The sequence below is a fragment of the Salinivibrio sp. VYel1 genome (genome assembly GCF_009377945.1).
GTDB lineage: Bacteria > Pseudomonadota > Gammaproteobacteria > Enterobacterales > Vibrionaceae > Salinivibrio > Salinivibrio siamensis.
In genome coordinates, this window is record NZ_RSAM01000007.1 from 65,978 (window position 1) to 86,430 (window position 20,453).

Below are 20,453 nucleotides of genomic sequence, written 5' to 3' on the forward strand. Positions count from 1 at the left end.
GCCCTGTCGCCATTCACGAGAAAGTCGCGATATAGCGGGCGCGGAGAAACCCTCGAAGGGCTGGCAAACCTAAAAGCTGAAACTTTTTTTCAGCTTTTAGGGTGGTGCTATGATAAGCATCAAATCCGGTGGTCAGTTTTCGCGCTAATTTGCGGTTAAGTTGACCCGATCGCGCAATATTCGCTAGATTGGTTCTTTACAGTCACAGTAGGATGTAACTTTGTTACAGAATGGATACGCTATGAACGAAAAGTACTCTGCCTTAAAAAGCAATGTCAGTATGCTTGGCCGTCTGCTGGGTAACACCATCCAAGATGCCCATGGTCCAGCACTCTTAGAAAAAGTTGAGGAAATTCGTCAGCTCTCAAAATCGGCTGCCGCTGGCAATCAGAACGATCATGCTAAGCTGAAAACCGTGCTGCAAAACTTGCCGGCTGACCAACTGCTTCCGGTCGCCCGCGCCTTTAGCCAATTTTTGAATCTGACTAATATCGCCGAGCAATATCACACCGTCTCGCGTCAATGCGACGCGTTGGAGTGCAGCCCGGACGCTATCGACGATTTACTCCGCCGTGTCAGCCAAGGTGAAATAAATGCCAATGACGCGCAACAAGCGATCGCCGATTTAAAAATTGAGTTAGTGCTGACCGCTCACCCGACCGAAATCGCACGCCGCACCACCATTCATAACTTGGTGCAAATAAATAAATGTTTATCGAAATTAGAGCTCAGTGAACATTTGGGGGCGGCAGAGCGTGCCAAAACTGAGAAACGTCTTGAGCAGTTGATTGCACAAGCGTGGCACACCGATGTTATTCGCCAAGAGCGCCCTACCCCGCTTGATGAAGCCAAATGGGGCTTCGCGGTAATTGAAAATTCATTGTGGCAAGCAGTACCGGCGTTTTTACGCCAATTTGATCAGCAGCTTGAAAGCCACCTCGACATCAACTTACCCATTGATGCCAAACCGGTACAAATTTCCTCTTGGATGGGCGGCGACCGTGACGGTAACCCTTATGTCACCAGCGAGGTTACCCGTGAAGTGATGCTGTTATCACGCTGGAAAGCAGCGGATTTGTATTTGCGCGATGTGCAGGATTTGATCAGTGAACTGTCAATGACACAGTGTGATGACACTGTGCGTGAAATGGCCGGCGAGGCGCACGAACCGTATCGCGCCATCCTCAAAACCATGCGCAGTCAGCTGACCCACACCTTGAACTACTTGGATGCCAAACTGAAAGGCGAACGCGCCTCATCACAAGGTATCCTGACCGACATCCAGCAATTGTGGCAACCATTACTGGCGTGTTACCAGTCTCTCCATCAATGTGGCATGGGCATTATTGCCGACGGCAAGTTGCTTGACCTACTTCGCTGCGTGCAATGCTTTGGCGTACACCTGATCAAACTCGATATTCGCCAAGAAAGTACCCGTCATGCCGACGTACTCTCAGAAGTGACCCGTTATTTGGGGATGGGCGATTACGCCCAATGGAGCGAGCAAGACAAGCAAGCCTTCCTGACTCGCGAGCTGGCGTCTAAGCGTCCGTTGTTGCCACGTGATTGGTCACCCTCGCCTGAGGTACAAGAAGTGATCGACACTTGCCGAGTAATTGCCGAACAGCCGCGTGAAGCCTTGGGCGCCTATGTCATTTCGATGGCTCGCACCGCTTCCGACGTGCTGGCCGTGCATTTATTGCTAAAAGAAGCCGGCTGTCCATTCCGCATGGATGTGTGTCCATTATTCGAAACCCTGGACGATCTGAACAATGCCGAGGCGGTGATTGGTGAGCTGCTGGCCATTGATTGGTACCGAGGCTTTACCCAGAACGTTCAAATGGTGATGATCGGTTACTCGGACTCCGCCAAAGATGCTGGAGTCATGTCCGCGGGTTGGGCGCAATATCGCGCCATGGAAGCCTTGGTCAATTTGTGTGATGAACAAGGGGTTAATCTCACCCTTTTCCATGGCCGTGGCGGGACGGTTGGCCGGGGAGGTGCCCCTGCCCACGCCGCCTTGCTCTCACAGCCACCTCGCAGCCTAAAAGGTGGCCTACGCGTGACCGAACAAGGCGAGATGATCCGCTTTAAATTGGGGCTGCCTGGTGTCGCCGTTAACAGCTTAAACCTGTATACCAGCGCGATTTTGGAAGCGAACTTGCTGCCACCGCCGGAGCCTAAGCAGGAATGGCGACAGCTGATGGACACCTTGAGTGACATCTCCTGCCAAGCCTACCGTGATGTAGTGCGGGGGCATGAGCAGTTTGTCCCTTACTTCCGCTCCACCACCCCTGAGCTTGAATTAGGCAAACTACCACTGGGATCGCGCCCTTCTAAACGCAACCCCAACGGCGGTGTGGAAAGCTTGCGCGCGATTCCTTGGATTTTCGCCTGGAGTCAAAACCGTTTATTGCTACCGGCTTGGCTGGGGGCTGGACAAGCAATCGATCACGCCATTGCAAAGGGCCACAAAGCCCAGCTGGAAGAAATGTGCCGCGAATGGCCGTTTTTCTCCACCCGTCTCGGGATGCTGGAAATGGTGTTTACCAAAACCAACCTAGACATTGCCAAGTACTATGATCAGCGCTTGGTCGATGAAAGCCTCTGGCCGCTAGGTGAATCCTTGCGTGAGCAATTACGCCAAGATATCCAAGTGGTGCTGGCGGTGGAAAACAGCGATAACCTGATGGAGCAAAACCCGTGGGGGGCTGAAGCGATTCGCTTACGTAATATTTATGTCGAGCCGCTCAACATGCTACAAGCCGAACTGTTATACCGCACGCGTCAGCAAGAGGATCCGGACCAATCACTCGACGATGCCTTGATGATTTCCATCGCGGGGATTGCCGCCGGCCTACGTAATACCGGTTAAATCACCGAGCACCAAGCCGTACCTCAGGGTACGGCTTTTTTGTTTCCGTATCGATTTGTCGTGTCACGGCAACCGCTGCTCGTTTTTTTTAGCTAAAGCGTCAGCGAATGCTTGCTGTTGCATTGATAATATTATTACTATTGAAGGTCGCACTGACGCGACCCAACAACGCAAAGGAATTGCCATGAAAGACGAAACCCTCTCGATTCATCACGGCTACCAGACCGACCCCACTACCAAATCGGTGGCGACACCTATCTATCAAACCGTCGCTTACGAGTTTGATAATGCCCAACACGGCGCTGATCTATTTAACCTCGATGTGCCAGGCAATATCTACTCACGGATCATGAACCCGACCAACGACGTGTTGGAACAACGGGTGGCGGCATTAGAGGGAGGGATCGCAGGGCTTTGCGTCAGTGCCGGTGCAGCCGCCATCACCTATGCGATTCAAACACTTGCCAAGGCCGGTGATAACATCGTCGCCACGCCACAGCTTTATGGTGGCACCTATACCTTGTTTGCCCACATGCTTCCCGAGCAAGGCATCGAGGTGCGTTTTGCCGCGAGTGACGACGCCAGTGCGATTGAGGCGCTGATCGATGATAACACCAAAGCGGTCTATTGCGAGTCGATTGGCAACCCTGCTGGCAATATCGCGGATATACCGGGTTTTGCCAAAATCGCACACGCGCATGGTGTCCCTTTGGTGGTCGACAATACCGTGGCTACGCCCGTTTTGTGTAAACCCATTGAGCATGGCGCCGATATCGTGGTGCACTCGCTGACTAAATACATTGGCGGCCATGGCACCACCCTTGGCGGCATGATTGTCGATGGCGGTACCTTTGACTGGGTGGCCCATCAAGCCCGCTTCCCGCAATTCTCACAACCGGAACCGGCCTATCATGGCGTGGTTTACAGTGAGACCTTTGGTCCTGCGGCGTTTATTGCCCGCGCACGTACGGTACCGCTGCGTAACAGTGGCGCAGCCCTCTCGCCGATGAATGCTTTTATGTTGATGCAAGGCTTAGAAACCTTGAGTCTGCGGATGGAGCGCCACTGCGAAAACGCCAAAGCCGTGGCCGATTACCTTGCCCAACACCCCGCCGTCGCGTGGGTGAACTATGCGGGTCAGTCCGCTCACCCACATTATACCCGCGCCCAGTCACTGATACGCGGTGGGCTGCCCGCGTCATTGCTGTCATTCGGCTTAAAGGGCGGCTTTGATGAAGGGGTGAAATTTTATGATGCGCTTAATCTGTTTAAACGTTTAGTGAATATCGGTGATGCTAAATCGCTGGCTTGTCACCCCGCCTCGACGACCCACCGCCAACTGAATGAGCAAGAACAAGCCAAAGCCGGGGTAACGCCAGAGATGATCCGTCTTTGTGTCGGCATTGAGCATATCGATGACATCATTGCCGACTTGGAACAAGCCTTGGCGACGGTGAAATAGCCCAAAGAAGGCTAGCCGCCGCCAGGAAACAATCGTTGTACAAACAAAACTGTGGATATAAGAGATGTCACTCCCCCATGTAATACTGACAGTGCTAAGCAACTGCGAGGCCACGGGTTATGATATTACCAAGGCGTTTTCCACCACCATCAGCAATGTGTGGAAAGCCAGCCATCAACAGGTATATCGTGAACTCAATAAGCTCGCCGATCGAGGTGCTGTCACCTACCGCCTGGAGCCGCAAGTCGGTAAACCCGATAGGAAGGTCTACGCCATCACACCTGTCGGCACTGAGATGCTTGAGGCGTGGTTTATTCAAACACCCAAGTTAGCCCCACCACGTGACGAGTATGTCGCCAGACTACTCAGTTGTGATGTACTCGACCCAGCTCCCATGCTGGATCATGTGAATAACTTGATTGCCGAGTCTCAGCAGCTGCTTAATCACTATACGCTACTGGAACAGCGTGAATATGGCCAAGTCACTCTGCTCACGTCACAACAACGTTTAATGCGCCTCGCACTGCGACGCAGCATCCATCAACGTCGTGCATGGATGGCATGGGCGCAGGAAGTGCGCGACGAGCTCACTATGCTCGCCGCAAGTGCTTAATCACTACAACAAACACAACACGCAACTTAATACGCCCCGACATAACCGGGGCGTATTTTTTTAAGGCGTGACCGTAAGCGGGCGAACCCCTAAGGTATGGCACAGGGCATACGTCAATTCCGCACGGTTGAGGGTATAAAAGTGAAAATCTTTCACGCCTTCACGGCTTAGCACTCGCACCATATCAAGCGCAATAGAGGCGCCAACCATCTGACGCGTGACAGGATCATCCTCCAGCCCTTGATACTGTTTGTGCATCCACTGCGGCACACGCACATTGGTCATCTTGGCAAAGCGCGACGCCTGCTTAAAGTTAGAGACGGGCAAAATCCCTGGGACAATTTCCACATCAATCCCGGCGGCAACACAGCGATCACGAAAACGTAGATAACTTTCGACATCGAAGAAAAACTGCGTAATCGCCCGGCTAGCACCAGCATCCACTTTGCGCTTGAGGTTAATCAAATCCGCCTGCGCGCTTTTCGCTTCTGGGTGCACCTCAGGGTAAGCGGCAACCGAGATATCAAAGTCATGCTCTTCTTTGAGCAAACGGACTAAATCGACCGCGTACATATCCGGCTTCTTCTCCGGCGATGGCAAGTCGCCACGCAACGCCACAATGTCACGGATGCCATTTTGCCAATAATCACGGGCAATATGACGGAGCTCATCTTCAGTAGCATCAATGCAGGTTAGATGGGGCGCCGCCGCGATACCAGTCTGGTCATGAATGCTTTTCACGATGTCATGGGTGCGATCACGCTCCCCGGAGTTGGCGCCATAGGTTACCGACATAAACTTAGGTTTGAGTGCTTTTAAGCGATGTACTGAGTTCCAGAGGGTTTCTTCCATACTTGGGGTGCTGGGAGGAAAAAACTCAAATGAGACATTAATATCGCCATCTAAGTCAGCAATGTTCTGATTGAGTGCATCAATGTGGCCTGCGTGTGTGTAGCTCATATCCTCTCCCTGACACCGAACGACGCTGTTCAGTCTGCCTGTTTCTGCTCTGCTTTTGATTTATACGTTTAGACGTCCATATGTCTAAAGATTGTCGTGATTCGGATAAAATGTCAACGATGCAAGCCATGAAAAAAACTCATGGTGTTATGAAGATAGACGACACAGCCATCAATGCACACCTCACAACGCGGGTAACGGCACAAAAAAAGCTGCCTACGCAGCGCGCAGACAGCTTGATCACGGTTATCCATTAGCGGGTTAGTGAAGGCGACTTATCAAGCGATTTAAATCGGATTGAATGGCGCCTGCGGTGACATCGCGTCCCGCCCCTGGCCCACGAATGACCAAAGGATTCTCGCGATACCATTGGCTTTCAATCGCAAACACATTGTCACACGGTAATAGATGCGCAAGTGGATGCTCGCTGGGTAGGGTTTCTAGGCTCACATGGGCGTGACCGTTAACTTCCAAGCGCGCCACATAACGTAGCACTGACCGATTTTTATGCGCTTTGTCTAATCGCTCTTGTAGCGGTTCATCCATTTGGTGTGCATTATCAAGAAAGGCATCCAAAGACAGATCAGCCAGTGACTTAGGCACCAAGGACTCAACCTTTACCTGCTCAGGTTCGAGGGACATGCCCGCTTCACGTGCCAAAATCACCAATTTACGCACCACGTCAGCCCCAGAAAGATCATCCCGTGGGTCAGGCTCGGTTAGGCCTTGCTGCCAAGCCTGCTCAAGCAGGACGCTAAAGGGGACCTCACCACTGAATTGCAAAAACAGCCATGACAAGGTGCCAGAAAAGATCCCAGACAGTGCAACAATCGTGTCACCACTTTCACGCAGATCTTGCACCGCGTAGTTAATCGGTAACCCGGCGCCCACGGTCGCATTGTAGAGCCAATGGCGCCCGGTTTTGCTAAACGCCTGCTGAATCGCGTGGTACTGCTCGGCGGGTGCGGCGCCCGCCTCTTTGTTGGCGGAGATTAAGTGAAAGCCATGCTCGGCAAGTCGCGGATACAAGTACGCTAATGACTCACTGGCGGTGACATCCAACACAATCACATCGTCATACGGGTGATTCAGTAGACGGGTGAGCCACTCATCATCAAAATAAGGCTCGCAACGCTCGTCAAACCCATCCAACACATGCGTGGCATCAATACCGGCAAAATCAAGCCATTGGTTGCGGCTGTCCACCACTGAAATCAGTGAGACTTCCTTACCATGACGCTTTTCCAAGTGTGCTTTTTGCTCGGCAAAAAGGCTTAGCCAACGGGTACCAATATTGCCTTTGCCCACCAACACCAAGCCGATACGGCGCTGAGCTTGAAACAAGGCATCATGCAAACTGGCAACCAGTGCCTGAGTGTGGACATGGCGTAGGATAGCAACCAGGCTCAGCCCAGAGGCCGACTCACTGATAAATTCCACCGGCTGTGATTTGAGTTGCTGATAGAAGCCATGGCAGTGTACGGGATTGTTCACCACACCTGCCCCAACCGCCGCCACCATGGTAAAGCCTTCACGCAGTTTGAGTTCAGCTGGGAGGCCGGCGTCTTGAATTTGCGCCATTACCAATGCCACGACTTCCGTGGTAAACGCTAACAAAATACGGTACTGGTCGTCTTGGTAATCCGTTGCTAATGGCTGTACTTTTAGCTGTGACAAAATCCGGCTGAGCTCTTGTTTTATCGCTTGAAAATCTTGTCCTCGCGCAACATCAAACTGGAGCAAGCTCACCTCATCCAACGCCGTAATGATTTTTGCCCCGCGCCCGGTGGCTAACACGCGCTCAATACGTGTTGATCCGCTATCCGGCGCTTGGGTGCAGCGCAACGTCAGGTCGGTCGCACTTTGCGCCACCGGCTGTAAGGTTCGGCTATGCAGCACGGGAGCGGCGAGTCGCGCCAGCTCGCCCGCTTCGTCGAGACGAATTAAAGGCAGCAAACAGGCATTATCAACATGGCGTGGGTCCGCACTATAGACCCCGGCGACATCACTCCAAATGGTCACACGGCTCACGCCTGCAAGCGCCCCCAAGACAGTGGCCGAGTAATCGGAGCCATTGCGCCCTAACAGCACGGTTTCTCCCGCTTGATTTTGTGCCATAAAGCCGGTGATCACCACATTCGTATCGCCATGCTGAGAAAGCTGATTTTGCAATAAAGGCCAAGACGCCCCGCGATCTACTTCCGGCTGAGCGGCGCGCTCGGCGCGCAAACATTGGCGTGAATCTAACATCACCGCGGCACGTCGATGCTGTTTCAATAACTGGGCCAACAGACGCGCCGACCAGACCTCTCCAAAACCTTGCACGTACGCTTTGTCGCTCTCGTTCACGCCCTGATCGCCCAACGACGCAATGGTTGCGATATCGGCATAAAGCGCATCCACCAGCTGCTGCTTGGGTTCACCATCAATCAAGTTCTCAATCAAGTCTTGCTGAAAGGCGCGCACCGCTTGCAAGGTCTCATGCGCCACTCGTCCATCCTTGTCTAACTGTGCTAACCACATGATCAGCTGATTAGTGGTTTTTCCTGCCGCGGACACCACGATTAAGTCTTGCTGGCTCGCATGCGCGGTCAATACATCGACCACACGGCGATAGCAATCAGGGCTCGCAAGGCTACTGCCACCAAACTTGTGCAATTGGCGTGGTGACTCGGGGGACGTTTCCGTCGGTTGCGCATGCATGGCAAGGTCTCTCTTAATGTCTATCGATCTCGGTAAAGCGGCGCGCACTGAAGCGCAGCCTCTATGGGGTGTCACCCTCTAAACGGGCAAAGGCGTTCGCCAAATCGGCAACCAAATCTTGCGCATCTTCTAATCCAATGGAAAAACGCAACAAGGTCGGTGCGATGCCCGCCTCCGCTTGCGCGGCGTCACTCATGGCTCTGTGTGTCATCGAACCAGGATGCGTCACCAAGCTTTCTACCCCCCCGAGAGACTCGGCGAGGGCAAATAACGTGAGGCCATCAATAAATCGCGCCACACCGGCTTGGTCTGTATCCAATTCTAAGCTCAGCATGCTACCAAACCCCGCTTGCTGGCGCGCAGCAATTTGGTGGCCAGGGTGAGAGGCCAGCCCGGGGTAGTAGATTTTCCGCACTGCCGACACCGTTTGCAGGTAGCTGAGTACCGCTTCAGTGTTGTGTTGGTGTTGTTTAACGCGTGCACCCAATGTGCGCAACCCTCGCAGTGTCATATAACTGTCAAATGCATTGCCCGTCGCCCCTAAGCAATTTCCCCACCAAGCCAATGTCTCGGCAAGTTCACTGGTCGCGGCGATCACCGCGCCACCGACAATATCAGAATGGCCATTAATAAATTTGGTGGTCGAATGCACCACCATATCCGCGCCCAGCGCAAAAGGCGTTTGCAAAGCTGGCGATAAAAACGTGTTGTCGACCACTACCCAAGCCCCCACTTGATGGGCTTTTTGGCATATTTCTGCGATATCGACCACGCGTAAGAGTGGATTGGATGGGGTTTCCACCAGCACGAGCTTGGGCTGTTTGGCCAATGCCTGGTCCAACGCATCATGGTCCGATTGATCGACAAAACTTACCTGCCAGATCCCTTGTTTGGCACGCGATTCGAGCAAGCGATAGGTGCCGCCATAACAATCATGTGGGGCGACAATATGCTCGCCAGCCTCCAACAGAGATAGCACCAAGTTTATCGCCGACATCCCGCAGTTGGTCACCACCGCACCTGCGCCCCCTTCTAAGTCAGTCAGCGCTTGTTCGAGCTGCGCACGCGTTGGGTTGCCGCCTCGCGCGTAGTCGTAAGTAGGCACATCACCCAGTGCCGGGAAACGGTAATTGGTCGATAAGTACAGGGGAGGCACCACCGCATGGTGCTGGGTGTCAGTCCCAATCCCGGTCCGAACGGCGATAGTGTCGGTTTTTTTCTCAGTCATGATCTATCCTTGCTAGTCTGGTTTGCGCATCGTGGGCGTGATCCAGGTTTCATACTGCCACCTTACCCTGCGCTTTTTGGGACGTCAACACTTCTAGACGTCTATACTCCTTTGCATGTGGCGGTTAATATAGCTAAAATCTCCGCAGCATCATTCTGGGTATTCCATAATCAAGATAGGTGAGACATGGCGCAGTGGAACGGCGACTACATTAATCCGTATGCCGAACATGGTAAAAAGAAAGAGCAGGTAAAGAAGATCACCGTCTCTATCCCATTAAAAGTACTAAAAATTCTTACCGACGAGCGTACTCGTCGTCAGGTGCAAAACCTCCGTCATGCGACCAACAGTGAGTTGTTGTGTGAGGCATTTCTTCATGCCTACACCGGCCAACCACTACCAACCGATGACGATATCCGTAAGGATAAACCCGACAGCATTCCCGCTGAAGCACGTCGGATCATGGAAGAGCTTGGTATCGAGTTCGACGATAGCGAATACTAAAAAAACCCGCCGATTGGCGGGTTTTCTGTAATGATAGGTGCTCAGCACAGCCTTTTCGGGCTCTATTCCACCGCGCTTTTCCTCACGCTCAAGCATTACGCCTTGTCGAGCATATAGTTTTCTGGCATCTCGATACGAGCCACGCCGGTTTCCACGGCGGCCAGCGCTACCGCGCGGGCAACCTTAGGTAATAAACGCGCGTCCATTGGCTTGGGAATAATGTAATCTGGGCCAAAGCTTAGCGAAGACAAACCGGCGGCGTCTAATACCGTTTGTGGGACAGGCTCTTTGGCTAGGCTGCGAATGGCCTCTACCGCTGCCAACTTCATCGCATCGTTAATTTCACTGGCACGTACATCCAATGCGCCACGGAAAATAAACGGGAAGCAGAGCACGTTATTGACCTGATTCGGGTAATCCGAACGCCCGGTTCCCATGATCAGATCATCGCGCACTTGATGCGCCACATCCGGATGAATTTCAGGATCTGGGTTCGAGCAGGCAAATACCACGGGTTTATCTGCCATCAGCTTCAAGGCGTCGGGTGAAAGCAAGTCTGGACCGGAGACGCCAACGAACATATCCGCGCCCTCAATCACATCTTCGAGGGTACGCTTATCCGTGTTATTGGCAAACAGCTGCTTATATTTGTTGATGTCGTCACGACGCGTATGGATCACGCCTTTACGATCCAACATATAGATTTTTTCCCGCTGAGCGCCACATTTTATTAATAGCTCCATACAGGCAACAGCCGCTGCGCCTGCGCCCATGCACACCACCGTCGCCTCGCGGATATCTTTGCCTTGCAGCTCAAGCGCGTTAAGCATGCCGGCAGCGGTGACGATGGCAGTGCCGTGTTGATCATCATGAAATACAGGCACTTCGCAACGTGCAATTAATTGTTTTTCAATCTCAAAACAATCTGGGGCTTTGATATCTTCGAGATTGATACCGCCAAAGGTATCCGCGATGTTCGCCACGGTATCCACGAATTCATCGATAGTACGGTGTTTGACTTCAATGTCGATCGAGTCCAATCCAGCAAAACGCTTGAACAATAAAGCTTTACCTTCCATGACAGGCTTAGAAGCCATGGGGCCTAAATTTCCTAGCCCCAAAATCGCGGTGCCGTTTGAGACCACCGCCACCATGTTGCCTTTACCCGTATAGCGGTAAACCGCATCCGCATCTTGCGCTATCTCACGCACAGGCTCAGCAACGCCAGGACTGTACGCCAACGCGAGATCCGCGGCCGAGTCGGCAGGTTTGCTCAATTCAACAGAAATTTTTCCGGGAGTAGGGTATGCATGATAATCCAGCGCTTGCTGGCGTTTATCGTCCGACATCTAGTGTTCCTAATTATTATCGTGAAGGGGAAACTAATATCGACAGGGAAGCGTCACCGATATTAGTCAGACACTCTACAAACCACACAGGGAAGGTTTGTATAATAAAAAAGATGGTAACGCAGGGAGCAAACGTCCACCAGTACTAACAGCACATTCGCGATGATGCTCGGACCTGTTGTCCGATGACAGGGACGATACGATCAAAAAAGGGACGCTGATGCGTCCCTTCTCTGTATTCGGTCAATAGCGGCTTATTTTTTGCTGCTAAGGGCACCGAAACGCTTCTTAAAGCGGTCAACACGGCCACCGGTATCAAGGATACGCTGCTTACCAGTGTAGAATGGGTGACACTTGTCACACACGTCTAGGTAAATGTCTTTGCCTAGGGTTGTGCTGAACGCGAATTCGTTACCGCAAGAGCATTTTGCTGTGACGGCTTTGTACTCTGGATGGATACCAGCTTTCATAGGGATAACCTCATCTTAAAGGCCGTGTCGCTCTCCCGATCCTAAGCCGGGCACCACACGTCGTTAACAAACATTTTCTAAGGCGCGCAATTCTAATCAAGCGCCCTCTTTTTCGCAACTTTTTTGTGCAATCCGCGTGTCTCTTACGGTGCAACAAGGCTTTGCCAACGTGTGGCTAACCGTTACACTGACATTCCTTCTGGCCAATAAGATGTTGTGATGGAACAGTTTGCTCAGGTGGCTTTGCCTGTCCCTTTGCCGAAAACCTTTGATTACCGTATTGCAGACGATCAGCATCCGATCATCGGAGGGCGCGTCAAGGTGCCGTTTGGACGCCAGCATAAAGTTGGCATCGTTACCGGCTTGTCGCCAACGGCCAGTGTGGAAGCCAGCCAACTCAAAGCGATTGATACCGTACTCGACACGCAGCCGGTTTGGACCCCCGCGGTATACAATCTCCTGCAATGGGCGAGCCGTTTTTACCATCATCCGCTAGGAGATGCGATGGGGGCGGTGATGCCAACCTCGCTGCGTAAAGGACGCCCTGCGACATTGCAGCAACAAAAATGGTGGCAAATCACCGAGTCAGGACAAAACCAACCTCTATCAGGTCTGAGCCGCGCCCCCAAACAAGCCCGAGTGTTGCAGCTTCTCACGCACGGTCCAGCCACTCAAGCCGACTTGATGGAACAAGACATCGGCACGCCGGTGCTAAAAACGGTGGCAGAAAAAGGCTGGATCGCGCCCTACTCGCCCCCTTCTCAGGCCAATGCTTGGGTAAAAAACTTTGCGGTGACCGAAGAAAAACCGACGTTAAACCACGAGCAAGCGATGGCGGTTGCCACCCTCAATGCTGGCGATGGTTTTGCCTGCGCGCTATTAGAGGGGATCACTGGCTCAGGCAAAACCGAGGTGTATCTCAATGTGCTTGAGCCGGTGCTCGCACGTGGCCAGCAAGCGCTCATCTTGGTGCCAGAAATTGGCCTGACACCACAAACCATTCGCCGTTTTGAGCGCCGCTTTGCTGTTCCTGTGACCGTGATGCATTCAGGGCTCAGCGATACCGACCGTCTCAACGCCTGGCTGGCCGCACGGGAGAATCAAGCCGCGATAGTGATTGGTACACGCTCAGCGCTTTTTACCCCCATGGCAAAGCTTGGCATCATCATTATCGATGAGGAGCACGACCCTTCCTATAAGCAGCAAGATAGCTTTCGCTATCACGCCCGCGATCTGGCTGTCATGCGGGGGCATGAAGAACAAGTGCCGGTGATCTTGGGCTCGGCAACGCCATCACTGGAGAGCTTACACAACGCCAAAACCGGCAAATACCAGTACCTTAAGCTCACGCAACGTCCTGGTAACGCGGTCACCGCCCGGCAAGGGGTGCTCGATATCAAAGGCCATCACCTCGAAGCTGGCTTGTCGGCGCCGCTGATTGCTGAAATGCGTCAGCACCTGCAACAAGGTAACCAGGTGATGCTGTTTTTAAATCGCCGCGGTTATGCGCCCGCGATGATGTGTCACGAATGCGGCTGGCTAGCGAACTGCCAACGCTGTGATGCCTACTATACCCTTCATCAACAACACCAAGAGTTGCGTTGTCATCACTGTGGCCACCAAAAACGTGTGCCTCCCCAATGTGGCGACTGTGGTTCTACCCAGCTTATTAGTGTCGGTGTCGGTACCGAGCAACTCGAATCCCAGCTTGGTACCTTGTTTCCCGAATACAATACCGTTCGCATTGATCGCGATAATACCCGGCGAAAAGGGAGCCTTGAAGGTTACTTGGCCGACATTGAAAAGGGTGAGTATCAAATTCTATTGGGCACACAAATGCTCGCCAAAGGCCATCACTTTCCTAACGTCACCCTGGTCGCCTTAGTCGATGTTGACGGGGCTCTATTCAGTAATGACTTTCGTGCCCCTGAGCGTTTGGCCCAATTGATGGTGCAAGTCGCCGGGCGAGCGGGCCGCGCCAGTAAGCCGGGTACCGTGTTATTACAAACCCACCATCCAGAGCACACCCTGATCCAATCTTTAGTGCATAAAGGTTATCAAGCCTTTGCCGAATCTGCGTTAAATGAACGGCGTCAGGCGTGGCTGCCGCCTTACACGTTTCTTAGTCTCTTTCGCGCCGACGGGCATGAAGAAAACAGTGTCCAGCAGTTTTTACAACAGGTGCGTCAAACGCTGGCTACCTCACCGATTCAACAGGATGAATGCCATATTATGGGGCCTATGCCCGCCGCCATGGCGAAACGCGCGGGTCGCTATCGGTGGCAACTCCTCATTCAAGCGCCCAGCCGAAAAATCATGCAGCAATGGCTCCAAGTGGCGCTCCCGGCCATCCAACAGCTCCCTCTGTCGCGTAAAGTGAGGTGGTCATTAGATGTCGAGCCGCAAGACCTTTCTTAACATTCCCTTGCAGTAAAGCGACAGCAATCACACTTTCATTGCAATAAGTGTTAGCTTGTCCGTGTTTAAATCGGACAAGGCTAGGTAGAATAAGGCCGCAATTGGCTAAGAGAACAGGTCAGACGAGCTAATAACTGTCTGATCTCACAATACAGATAACAAGAGGACTGTCATTATGGCGACAATGAAGGACGTTGCCCACATTGCCGGTGTATCCACAGCAACCGTCTCTCGCGCGCTGATGAACCCTGAGAAGGTCTCGGCCACAACCCGTAAAAAGGTTGAGCAAGCGGTCGTAGAAGCTGGCTATTCCCCTAACTCACTTGCACGTAACCTACGCCGCAACGAGTCCAAAACCATCGTCGCGATTGTCCCAGACATCTGCGATCCTTACTTTAGTGAGATCATCCGCGGGATCGAAGAAGCGGCGATGGAGCACGGTTACCTGGTTTTGCTCGGAGATAGTGCCCAACAACACCACCGCGAAAACTCATTCGTCAACTTGGTTTTTACCAAACAGGCAGATGGCATGCTCCTACTGGGCTCCGATGTCCCCTTTGATGTCAGTAAGCCCGAGCAGAAAAATCTCCCTCCGCTTGTGATGGCATGTGAGTATGCCCCGGATCTTGAATTGCCGACGGTGCATATCGACAACCTGACTGCCGCTTTTGAGGCGGTCAATTACCTCACCCAAGTCGGCCACACCCGTATTGCCAATATTACTGGGGTGCCGGAAACCGCACTGACGCAATTCCGCTCACAAGGCTATCAGCAGGCCCTGCAGCGCGCGGGGATTACAGTCAACCCAGCCTACAGCGTGGTGGGAGATTTCAGTTTTGCCTCTGGAGCGCGGGCAATGACAAATCTATTGTCCCTCCCTGAGCCTCCCACCGCGGTATTCTGTCATTGTGATGTGATGGCCGTCGGTGCCATGCAACAAGCAAAGCGCCTAGGCATGCGCGTGCCGCAAGATATTTCGATTGTAGGATTTGATGACATCCAATTCGCCGAATATTGCGATCCTCCTCTGACTACTGTCTCCCAACCTCGCTACGACATTGGTCGTCAGGCGATGTTAATGCTGCTCAACACCTTGCAAGGGCGTGAAGTGAATGCAGGATCACGACTTTTAGATGCCAAGTTAGTGATCCGTGAGAGCGTTGCCCCACCGTCTCGGTAGTAAGACTGGTCAGCACGAGTCGAAGCCAGTAACATGAGCGCTTTACTGGCTTTTTGAAATTGAATATTTGCTGTGGCAACTCGTGACTACGTAAAACGTGGTAAAGCACCACGTAAAAAAAATACCCGCCGCCAACCACCTAAAGCGCGTGCTCGTTTCCCATTAAAATGGGCGTTGCTTGCTGTCTGTTTGGTTGGCGCGTTTGGTTATGGCCTGTACCTATTAAGCAATACCGACGCACCCGCGCCTAAACCGGCAACAGACACACAGCCTCAGCCTTCCACGCAGAGCAAGAAGGCACATCTGCCTAAAAAGCCTGAAGAAAAATGGAGTTACATCGAAGAGCTGGAGAGTAAAGAGGTGGAAGTGAAGGCCAAAGCATTGCCGCAATCCACGCGTCCTTACCTGATGCAATGCGGTGCGTACCGCAGTCAAGAGCAGGCAAATGAACGTAAAGCGATCATCGCTTTTCAAGGGCTAGAAAGCCAAATCAAGATAAGCCAAGGAGAAAAAGGCACCTGGTACCGGGTGGTATTAGGTCCTTACCCACGCAAGCGTCAAGCAGAGCGTGACCGTAATATGCTCCGCCGCGCCGGGGTTGAGCCTTGTGCTATTTGGTACTGGGAATAACAGCGCCACATTTTATCGGCTGGGCCAAGTCTATTCCTTGCCCAGCCTTGATTGAAATCCTTCCTTCTCCCCTTGAAAAGTGAGCGGCAAAGCCCAACCTCTTACATTAATCACCCACCTGGTGTACCAGACACAAAGAAAGAGGTTCCCGTGACTACAATCGTTTCCGTTCGTCGCGAAGGTAAAGTGGTTATTGCTGGCGATGGCCAAGTGTCACTCGGCAATACCGTGATGAAAGGCAATGCCCGAAAAGTCCGTCGTTTGTATAACGGCCAAGTTCTCGCCGGATTTGCTGGCGGCACTGCTGATGCCTTCACCTTATTTGAGCGCTTCGAGCGCAAGCTTGAATTACACCAAGGGCACCTAACCAAAGCGGCCGTTGAACTGGCTAAAGAATGGCGTACTGATCGCGCGCTACGTCGATTAGAGGCCCTACTGGCGGTCGCTGATGAAACCGCCTCATTGATCATTACCGGTAACGGCGATGTGGTTGAACCAGAGCGCGACTTGATCGCCATTGGCTCTGGCGGCAACTATGCCCAAGCCGCCGCCGTTGCTATGCTTGAAAACACGGCGTTAGATGCCCGCGAGATCGCAGAGAAAGCGCTAACCATCGCCGGTGATATATGTGTGTTTACTAACCAGCAGCACACCGTTGAAGAACTCGAGAGTAAGAAACAGGATTAGTGATGTCTGAAATGACTCCACGCGAAATCGTGCATGAGCTTGACCGTCACATTATCGGTCAAGACAATGCCAAACGTGCGGTGGCGATCGCACTGCGAAACCGCTGGCGCCGAATGCAGCTTGCCGAAGAGCTGCGTGCGGAAGTCACCCCGAAAAACATCTTGATGATTGGTCCAACCGGTGTGGGTAAAACGGAGATCGCTCGCCGGTTAGCACGCCTTGCCAACGCGCCTTTTATCAAGGTGGAAGCTACCAAGTTCACCGAAGTGGGTTATGTTGGGAAAGAGGTGGAAACCATTATTCGCGACCTGGCGGATGTGGCGATGAACATGACCCAGCAGCAAGCGATGGAAAAGGTAAAATTCCGCGCTGAAGAACAAGCTGAAGATCGTATCCTCGATATCTTGCTGCCACCAGCACGCGACGCATGGGGCCAAAATGAGGCCAGCCAAGAGGACTCTTCAACACGGCAAAGCTTCCGTAAAAAATTACGCGAAGGCCAGCTTGATGATAAAGAAGTGGAAGTCGATGTCGCCGCCCCACAAATGGGAGTGGAAATCATGTCGCCACCAGGCATGGAAGAGATGACCAACCAGCTTCAAAGCATGTTCCAAAACCTCGGTGGCAACAGCACCAAAAAGCGTAAGATGAAAATCAAAGACGCCATGAAAGCGCTGACCGAGGAAGAAGCCGCCAAGCTGGTTAACCAAGAAGAAATTAAAGAGCAAGCCATCCACATGGTGGAGAATAACGGCATCGTTTTCGTGGATGAAATCGATAAGATCTGTAAGTCAGGTAACACCAGTGGTGGCGAGGTGTCTCGCGAAGGGGTGCAACGCGATCTCTTGCCATTGGTTGAAGGCAGCACAGTGTCCACCAAACACGGTATGATCAAAACCGATCATATTCTGTTTATCGCCTCAGGCGCTTTCCAAGTATCACGTCCGTCTGATCTGATCCCGGAATTGCAAGGGCGCTTGCCCATCCGTGTTGAGCTTGAAGCGCTATCCACCGATGACTTTAAGCGGATCCTCACCGAGCCAAATGCGTCGCTCACTCAGCAATATACCGCACTGCTAAAAACCGAAGAGATTGATCTGGCGTTTGAGGAAAGTGGTATTGATGAGCTGGCCTCTGCCGCGTGGCGGGTGAACGAGAAAACCGAAAACATCGGCGCCCGTCGCCTGCATACCTTGATGGAACGCTTGATGGAAGAGGTCTCATACGACGCCAGCGAACGCGCCGGTCAAAGTGTCACCGTTGATGCGGATTATGTCCGCCGCCACCTCGAAGAGCTGGTTGATGACGAAGACTTGAGTCGCTTCATCCTCTAAACGAGCTCGAGACCGCAACACTAGGGCAGCAAACGCTGCCCTTTTTTGCATCAAAATTTGAGCTAGCGCAACAGCAAGTCGGATTTCAGCCGACAATGGGTTACTCCTCCCCTGGCTTGCGCAATAATGGTGACATCGTTTTTTCGTCTTGAGGATCGCTATGCGGCCTTCTACTCTCGCGATATGGCTGGATGCGGCGCGACCTAAAACGCTACCGCTGGCCGTTACCTCGATTTTGTCCGGCAGTGCGGTCGCTGCCTCGCAAGGGAGCCTGTCATGGTCAATCAGCTTGATGGCGCTCGTCACTGCCCTATTGCTGCAGATCCTGTCTAACCTCGCGAATGACTATGGTGATGCGATAAAAGGCACGGATAACGCGACGCGTATCGGTCCCATGCGCGCGATCCAATCCGGCCACGTCAGCCTGACCACCATGCGCCGCGCGCTCATACTTAATATTGGTTTAACCCTACTCAGTGGTGGGTCACTGATTGCGATTGCCTGCCAACAGCCGACTGACATTATTAGTTTCTTGCTGCTCGGTGTGATGGCGATTGTCGCGGCCATTACCTACACCGTGGGCAACAAGCCGTATGGCTATCGCGGTTTAGGAGATGTGTCGGTGCTGATCTTCTTTGGTTGGCTCGGGGTGGCAGGCACTTATTATTTGCAGGTCGGCCACATTGATTCCTTGGTCATTTTACCCGCGACGGCTTGTGGCTTATTAGCGGTCGGCGTTCTCAATATCAATAACTTACGAGATATTGATAACGATCGCGCGTGTGGTAAGCATACCTTAGTGGTGCGTTTAGGCCCGGAGCGCGGACGTCAGTATCATGTGATTTTACTGGCCGGGGCGGTTGCGTGTTATTCCTTATTTGCCGCCCTCACCTTGCAAGCCTGGTTGGGTTGGTTGTTCCTTGCCAGTGTGCCCTTACTGGTGCGCCATGGGCGTGACGTTTACCAAGCCACCAATGCCAACGCCCTGCGTCCCATGATGGGAGCCATGGTGCGTTGTGCACTGATCACCAATGGCCTGTTTATGACCGGTATGCTGTTAGTCTAATCAGGCCACAGATTGTCCGCTTTAACATTGCAAACCCTTATGGGCTCGTTATACTTGGACTTGCCATGTTGGCAACACTAGCTTGCCAGCCTTTTTCTGCCTCAACAAGAAGTTAGACTATGGAATATAATACCTCGGAACTATGCGACATGTACCCCGAACACGTGGATGTCGTGGAGCCAATGTTTAGCTCTTATGGGGGCCGCAGCTCGTTTGGTGGCCAAATTACCACAGTAAAATGCTTTGAGGACAATGGGTTAATTCGTGAAATGGCCGAACAAGACGGCGAGCAGCGAATTATGCTGATTGATGGCGGCGGTTCGTTACGTCGCGCCCTTATTGACGGCGAGATTGCGCAGCTTGCCGCTGACAACGACTGGGCTGGCATGATTGTTTATGGGTGTGTCCGTGATGTCGATACCATTGATGAAATCGATATCGGCATTCAAGCACTGGCTTCAATTCCTGTGGGGGCTGACGAGCAAGGTGTCGGTGAAACGGACGTGCCAGTGAACTTTGGCGGCGTTACCTTCTTGCCTGATGATCATGTCTATGCCGACACCACCGGCGTGATCCTTTCACCTGATGCGCTGACCATGGCAGACGCGGACATCGATGAGGCGGAAGACGACGACTGACTCGTCGCCTGACACCGAATAGCAAAACAGAGCCAATTGGCTCTGTTTTTGTTTATTCGACGTTCTCAATCTTACCTAACAAGCTCCGGATGCGATCTTGCCATGCTTGCTGCTCGTCGCGCAGTTTGGCGTTTTCCTGCTCAAGCTGCTCACGGCGCTCTTTTTCCGCGACGGCATCTTGCTCGAGTGACCCGTTCTTTTCTTTGAGCTCTTCGATTTCCATTTGTAGCAGCGAAATGGTATCCACCGCCATTTGTACTTTAGCTTCGAGTTGTTCTAATACTTCCAATGACATCAAGGCCACCTTATTTCTGACGATTGATCCCGTTACTGCCT

Annotated in this window: 16 protein-coding genes and 1 pseudogene; 11 read left to right on the forward strand and 6 right to left on the reverse strand. The window is 52.6% G+C overall.

Annotated elements, in window-relative coordinates:
* Window positions 1-241: 241 nt before the first annotated feature.
* From ppc to EHW58_RS08305, 3 genes are all read left to right on the forward strand, one after another.
* Window positions 242-2,875 (forward strand): phosphoenolpyruvate carboxylase, encoded by a 2,634-nt coding sequence (gene ppc / locus EHW58_RS08295; RefSeq protein ID WP_152795878.1) that lies wholly within the window; start codon window positions 242-244, stop codon window positions 2,873-2,875.
* Between the two features lie 184 nt (window positions 2,876-3,059).
* On the forward strand, window positions 3,060-4,337 hold the full coding sequence (locus tag EHW58_RS08300; RefSeq protein ID WP_152795880.1) for an O-acetylhomoserine aminocarboxypropyltransferase/cysteine synthase family protein: 1,278 nt from the start codon (window positions 3,060-3,062) through the stop codon (window positions 4,335-4,337).
* A gap of 64 nt (window positions 4,338-4,401) precedes the next feature.
* Window positions 4,402-4,950, forward strand: a complete 549-nt coding sequence (locus EHW58_RS08305) for a PadR family transcriptional regulator (protein WP_046074742.1) — start codon at window positions 4,402-4,404, stop codon at window positions 4,948-4,950.
* Window positions 4,951-5,010: 60 nt separating this feature from the next.
* Here EHW58_RS08305 and metF read toward each other — a convergent pair whose 3' ends face one another.
* The 3 genes from metF to metB all read right to left on the reverse strand — a co-directional run bounded on the left by metF (window position 5,011) and on the right by metB (window position 9,841).
* Window positions 5,011-5,910, reverse strand: a complete 900-nt coding sequence (metF, locus tag EHW58_RS08310; RefSeq protein ID WP_077638702.1) for a methylenetetrahydrofolate reductase — start codon at window positions 5,908-5,910, stop codon at window positions 5,011-5,013.
* A 261-nt stretch (window positions 5,911-6,171) separates the two neighbouring features.
* Complete coding sequence (locus tag EHW58_RS08315) at window positions 6,172-8,613, reverse strand: bifunctional aspartate kinase/homoserine dehydrogenase II (RefSeq protein ID WP_152795882.1); 2,442 nt, start codon at window positions 8,611-8,613, stop codon at window positions 6,172-6,174.
* Between the two features lie 61 nt (window positions 8,614-8,674).
* Window positions 8,675-9,841: a cystathionine gamma-synthase gene (gene metB, locus EHW58_RS08320; RefSeq protein ID WP_077578248.1), complete on the reverse strand. Its 1,167-nt coding sequence runs from the start codon at window positions 9,839-9,841 to the stop codon at window positions 8,675-8,677.
* A 186-nt stretch (window positions 9,842-10,027) separates the two neighbouring features.
* Between metB and metJ the strand changes: the two genes are divergently transcribed.
* Window positions 10,028-10,345, forward strand: coding sequence for a met regulon transcriptional regulator MetJ (metJ, locus tag EHW58_RS08325; protein WP_046074738.1), 318 nt, complete (start codon window positions 10,028-10,030; stop codon window positions 10,343-10,345).
* Between the two features lie 95 nt (window positions 10,346-10,440).
* On the opposite strand, the gene EHW58_RS08330 is transcribed toward metJ, so the two are convergent.
* Window positions 10,441-11,694, reverse strand: a complete 1,254-nt coding sequence (locus tag EHW58_RS08330; RefSeq protein ID WP_046074737.1) for a malic enzyme-like NAD(P)-binding protein — start codon at window positions 11,692-11,694, stop codon at window positions 10,441-10,443.
* A gap of 254 nt (window positions 11,695-11,948) precedes the next feature.
* Window positions 11,949-12,164, reverse strand: coding sequence for a 50S ribosomal protein L31 (gene rpmE / locus EHW58_RS08335; protein WP_046074736.1), 216 nt, complete (start codon window positions 12,162-12,164; stop codon window positions 11,949-11,951).
* A gap of 216 nt (window positions 12,165-12,380) precedes the next feature.
* Between rpmE and priA the strand changes: the two genes are divergently transcribed.
* From priA to rraA, 7 genes and pseudogenes are all read left to right on the forward strand, one after another.
* The gene (priA, locus tag EHW58_RS08340; protein WP_172970012.1) at window positions 12,381-14,582 is read left to right on the forward strand and encodes a primosomal protein N'; all 2,202 of its coding nucleotides are present in this window, start codon (window positions 12,381-12,383) and stop codon (window positions 14,580-14,582) included.
* Between the two features lie 169 nt (window positions 14,583-14,751).
* Window positions 14,752-15,762, forward strand: a pseudogene (cytR, locus tag EHW58_RS08345) (DNA-binding transcriptional regulator CytR); the annotation flags it as partial.
* Window positions 15,763-15,834: 72 nt separating this feature from the next.
* A complete protein-coding gene (locus tag EHW58_RS08350; protein WP_077578246.1) occupies window positions 15,835-16,392 on the forward strand; it encodes an SPOR domain-containing protein in 558 nt (185 codons plus the stop codon).
* Between the two features lie 150 nt (window positions 16,393-16,542).
* Window positions 16,543-17,079 (forward strand): ATP-dependent protease subunit HslV, encoded by a 537-nt coding sequence (gene hslV / locus EHW58_RS08355; protein WP_069361883.1) that lies wholly within the window; start codon window positions 16,543-16,545, stop codon window positions 17,077-17,079.
* 2 nt (window positions 17,080-17,081) lie between these two features.
* The gene (gene hslU, locus EHW58_RS08360) at window positions 17,082-18,413 is read left to right on the forward strand and encodes an HslU--HslV peptidase ATPase subunit (RefSeq protein WP_077606822.1); all 1,332 of its coding nucleotides are present in this window, start codon (window positions 17,082-17,084) and stop codon (window positions 18,411-18,413) included.
* A gap of 160 nt (window positions 18,414-18,573) precedes the next feature.
* A complete protein-coding gene (locus EHW58_RS08365) occupies window positions 18,574-19,479 on the forward strand; it encodes a 1,4-dihydroxy-2-naphthoate polyprenyltransferase (RefSeq protein WP_152795886.1) in 906 nt (301 codons plus the stop codon).
* A 119-nt stretch (window positions 19,480-19,598) separates the two neighbouring features.
* The gene (rraA, locus tag EHW58_RS08370; RefSeq protein ID WP_046074729.1) at window positions 19,599-20,117 is read left to right on the forward strand and encodes a ribonuclease E activity regulator RraA; all 519 of its coding nucleotides are present in this window, start codon (window positions 19,599-19,601) and stop codon (window positions 20,115-20,117) included.
* 52 nt (window positions 20,118-20,169) lie between these two features.
* Here rraA and zapB read toward each other — a convergent pair whose 3' ends face one another.
* A complete protein-coding gene (gene zapB, locus EHW58_RS08375; RefSeq protein WP_046074728.1) occupies window positions 20,170-20,412 on the reverse strand; it encodes a cell division protein ZapB in 243 nt (80 codons plus the stop codon).
* Between the last annotated feature and the right edge of the window lie 41 nt (window positions 20,413-20,453).

Bases quoted from the DNA above. Each gene is read 5' to 3' on its own strand.
- ppc (WP_152795878.1), top strand. From the start codon at position 242: ATGAACGAAAAGTACTCTGCCTTAAAAAGCAATGTCAGTATGCTTGGC.
- EHW58_RS08300 (WP_152795880.1), top strand. From the start codon at position 3,060: ATGAAAGACGAAACCCTCTCGATTCATCACGGCTACCAGACCGACCCC.
- EHW58_RS08305 (WP_046074742.1), top strand. From the start codon at position 4,402: ATGTCACTCCCCCATGTAATACTGACAGTGCTAAGCAACTGCGAGGCC.
- metF (WP_077638702.1), bottom strand. From the start codon at position 5,910: ATGAGCTACACACACGCAGGCCACATTGATGCACTCAATCAGAACATT.
- EHW58_RS08315 (WP_152795882.1), bottom strand. From the start codon at position 8,613: ATGCATGCGCAACCGACGGAAACGTCCCCCGAGTCACCACGCCAATTG.
- metB (WP_077578248.1), bottom strand. From the start codon at position 9,841: ATGACTGAGAAAAAAACCGACACTATCGCCGTTCGGACCGGGATTGGG.
- metJ (WP_046074738.1), top strand. From the start codon at position 10,028: ATGGCGCAGTGGAACGGCGACTACATTAATCCGTATGCCGAACATGGT.
- EHW58_RS08330 (WP_046074737.1), bottom strand. From the start codon at position 11,694: ATGTCGGACGATAAACGCCAGCAAGCGCTGGATTATCATGCATACCCT.
- rpmE (WP_046074736.1), bottom strand. From the start codon at position 12,164: ATGAAAGCTGGTATCCATCCAGAGTACAAAGCCGTCACAGCAAAATGC.
- hslU (WP_077606822.1), top strand. From the start codon at position 17,082: ATGTCTGAAATGACTCCACGCGAAATCGTGCATGAGCTTGACCGTCAC.
- EHW58_RS08365 (WP_152795886.1), top strand. From the start codon at position 18,574: ATGCGGCCTTCTACTCTCGCGATATGGCTGGATGCGGCGCGACCTAAA.
- rraA (WP_046074729.1), top strand. From the start codon at position 19,599: ATGGAATATAATACCTCGGAACTATGCGACATGTACCCCGAACACGTG.
- zapB (WP_046074728.1), bottom strand. From the start codon at position 20,412: ATGTCATTGGAAGTATTAGAACAACTCGAAGCTAAAGTACAAATGGCG.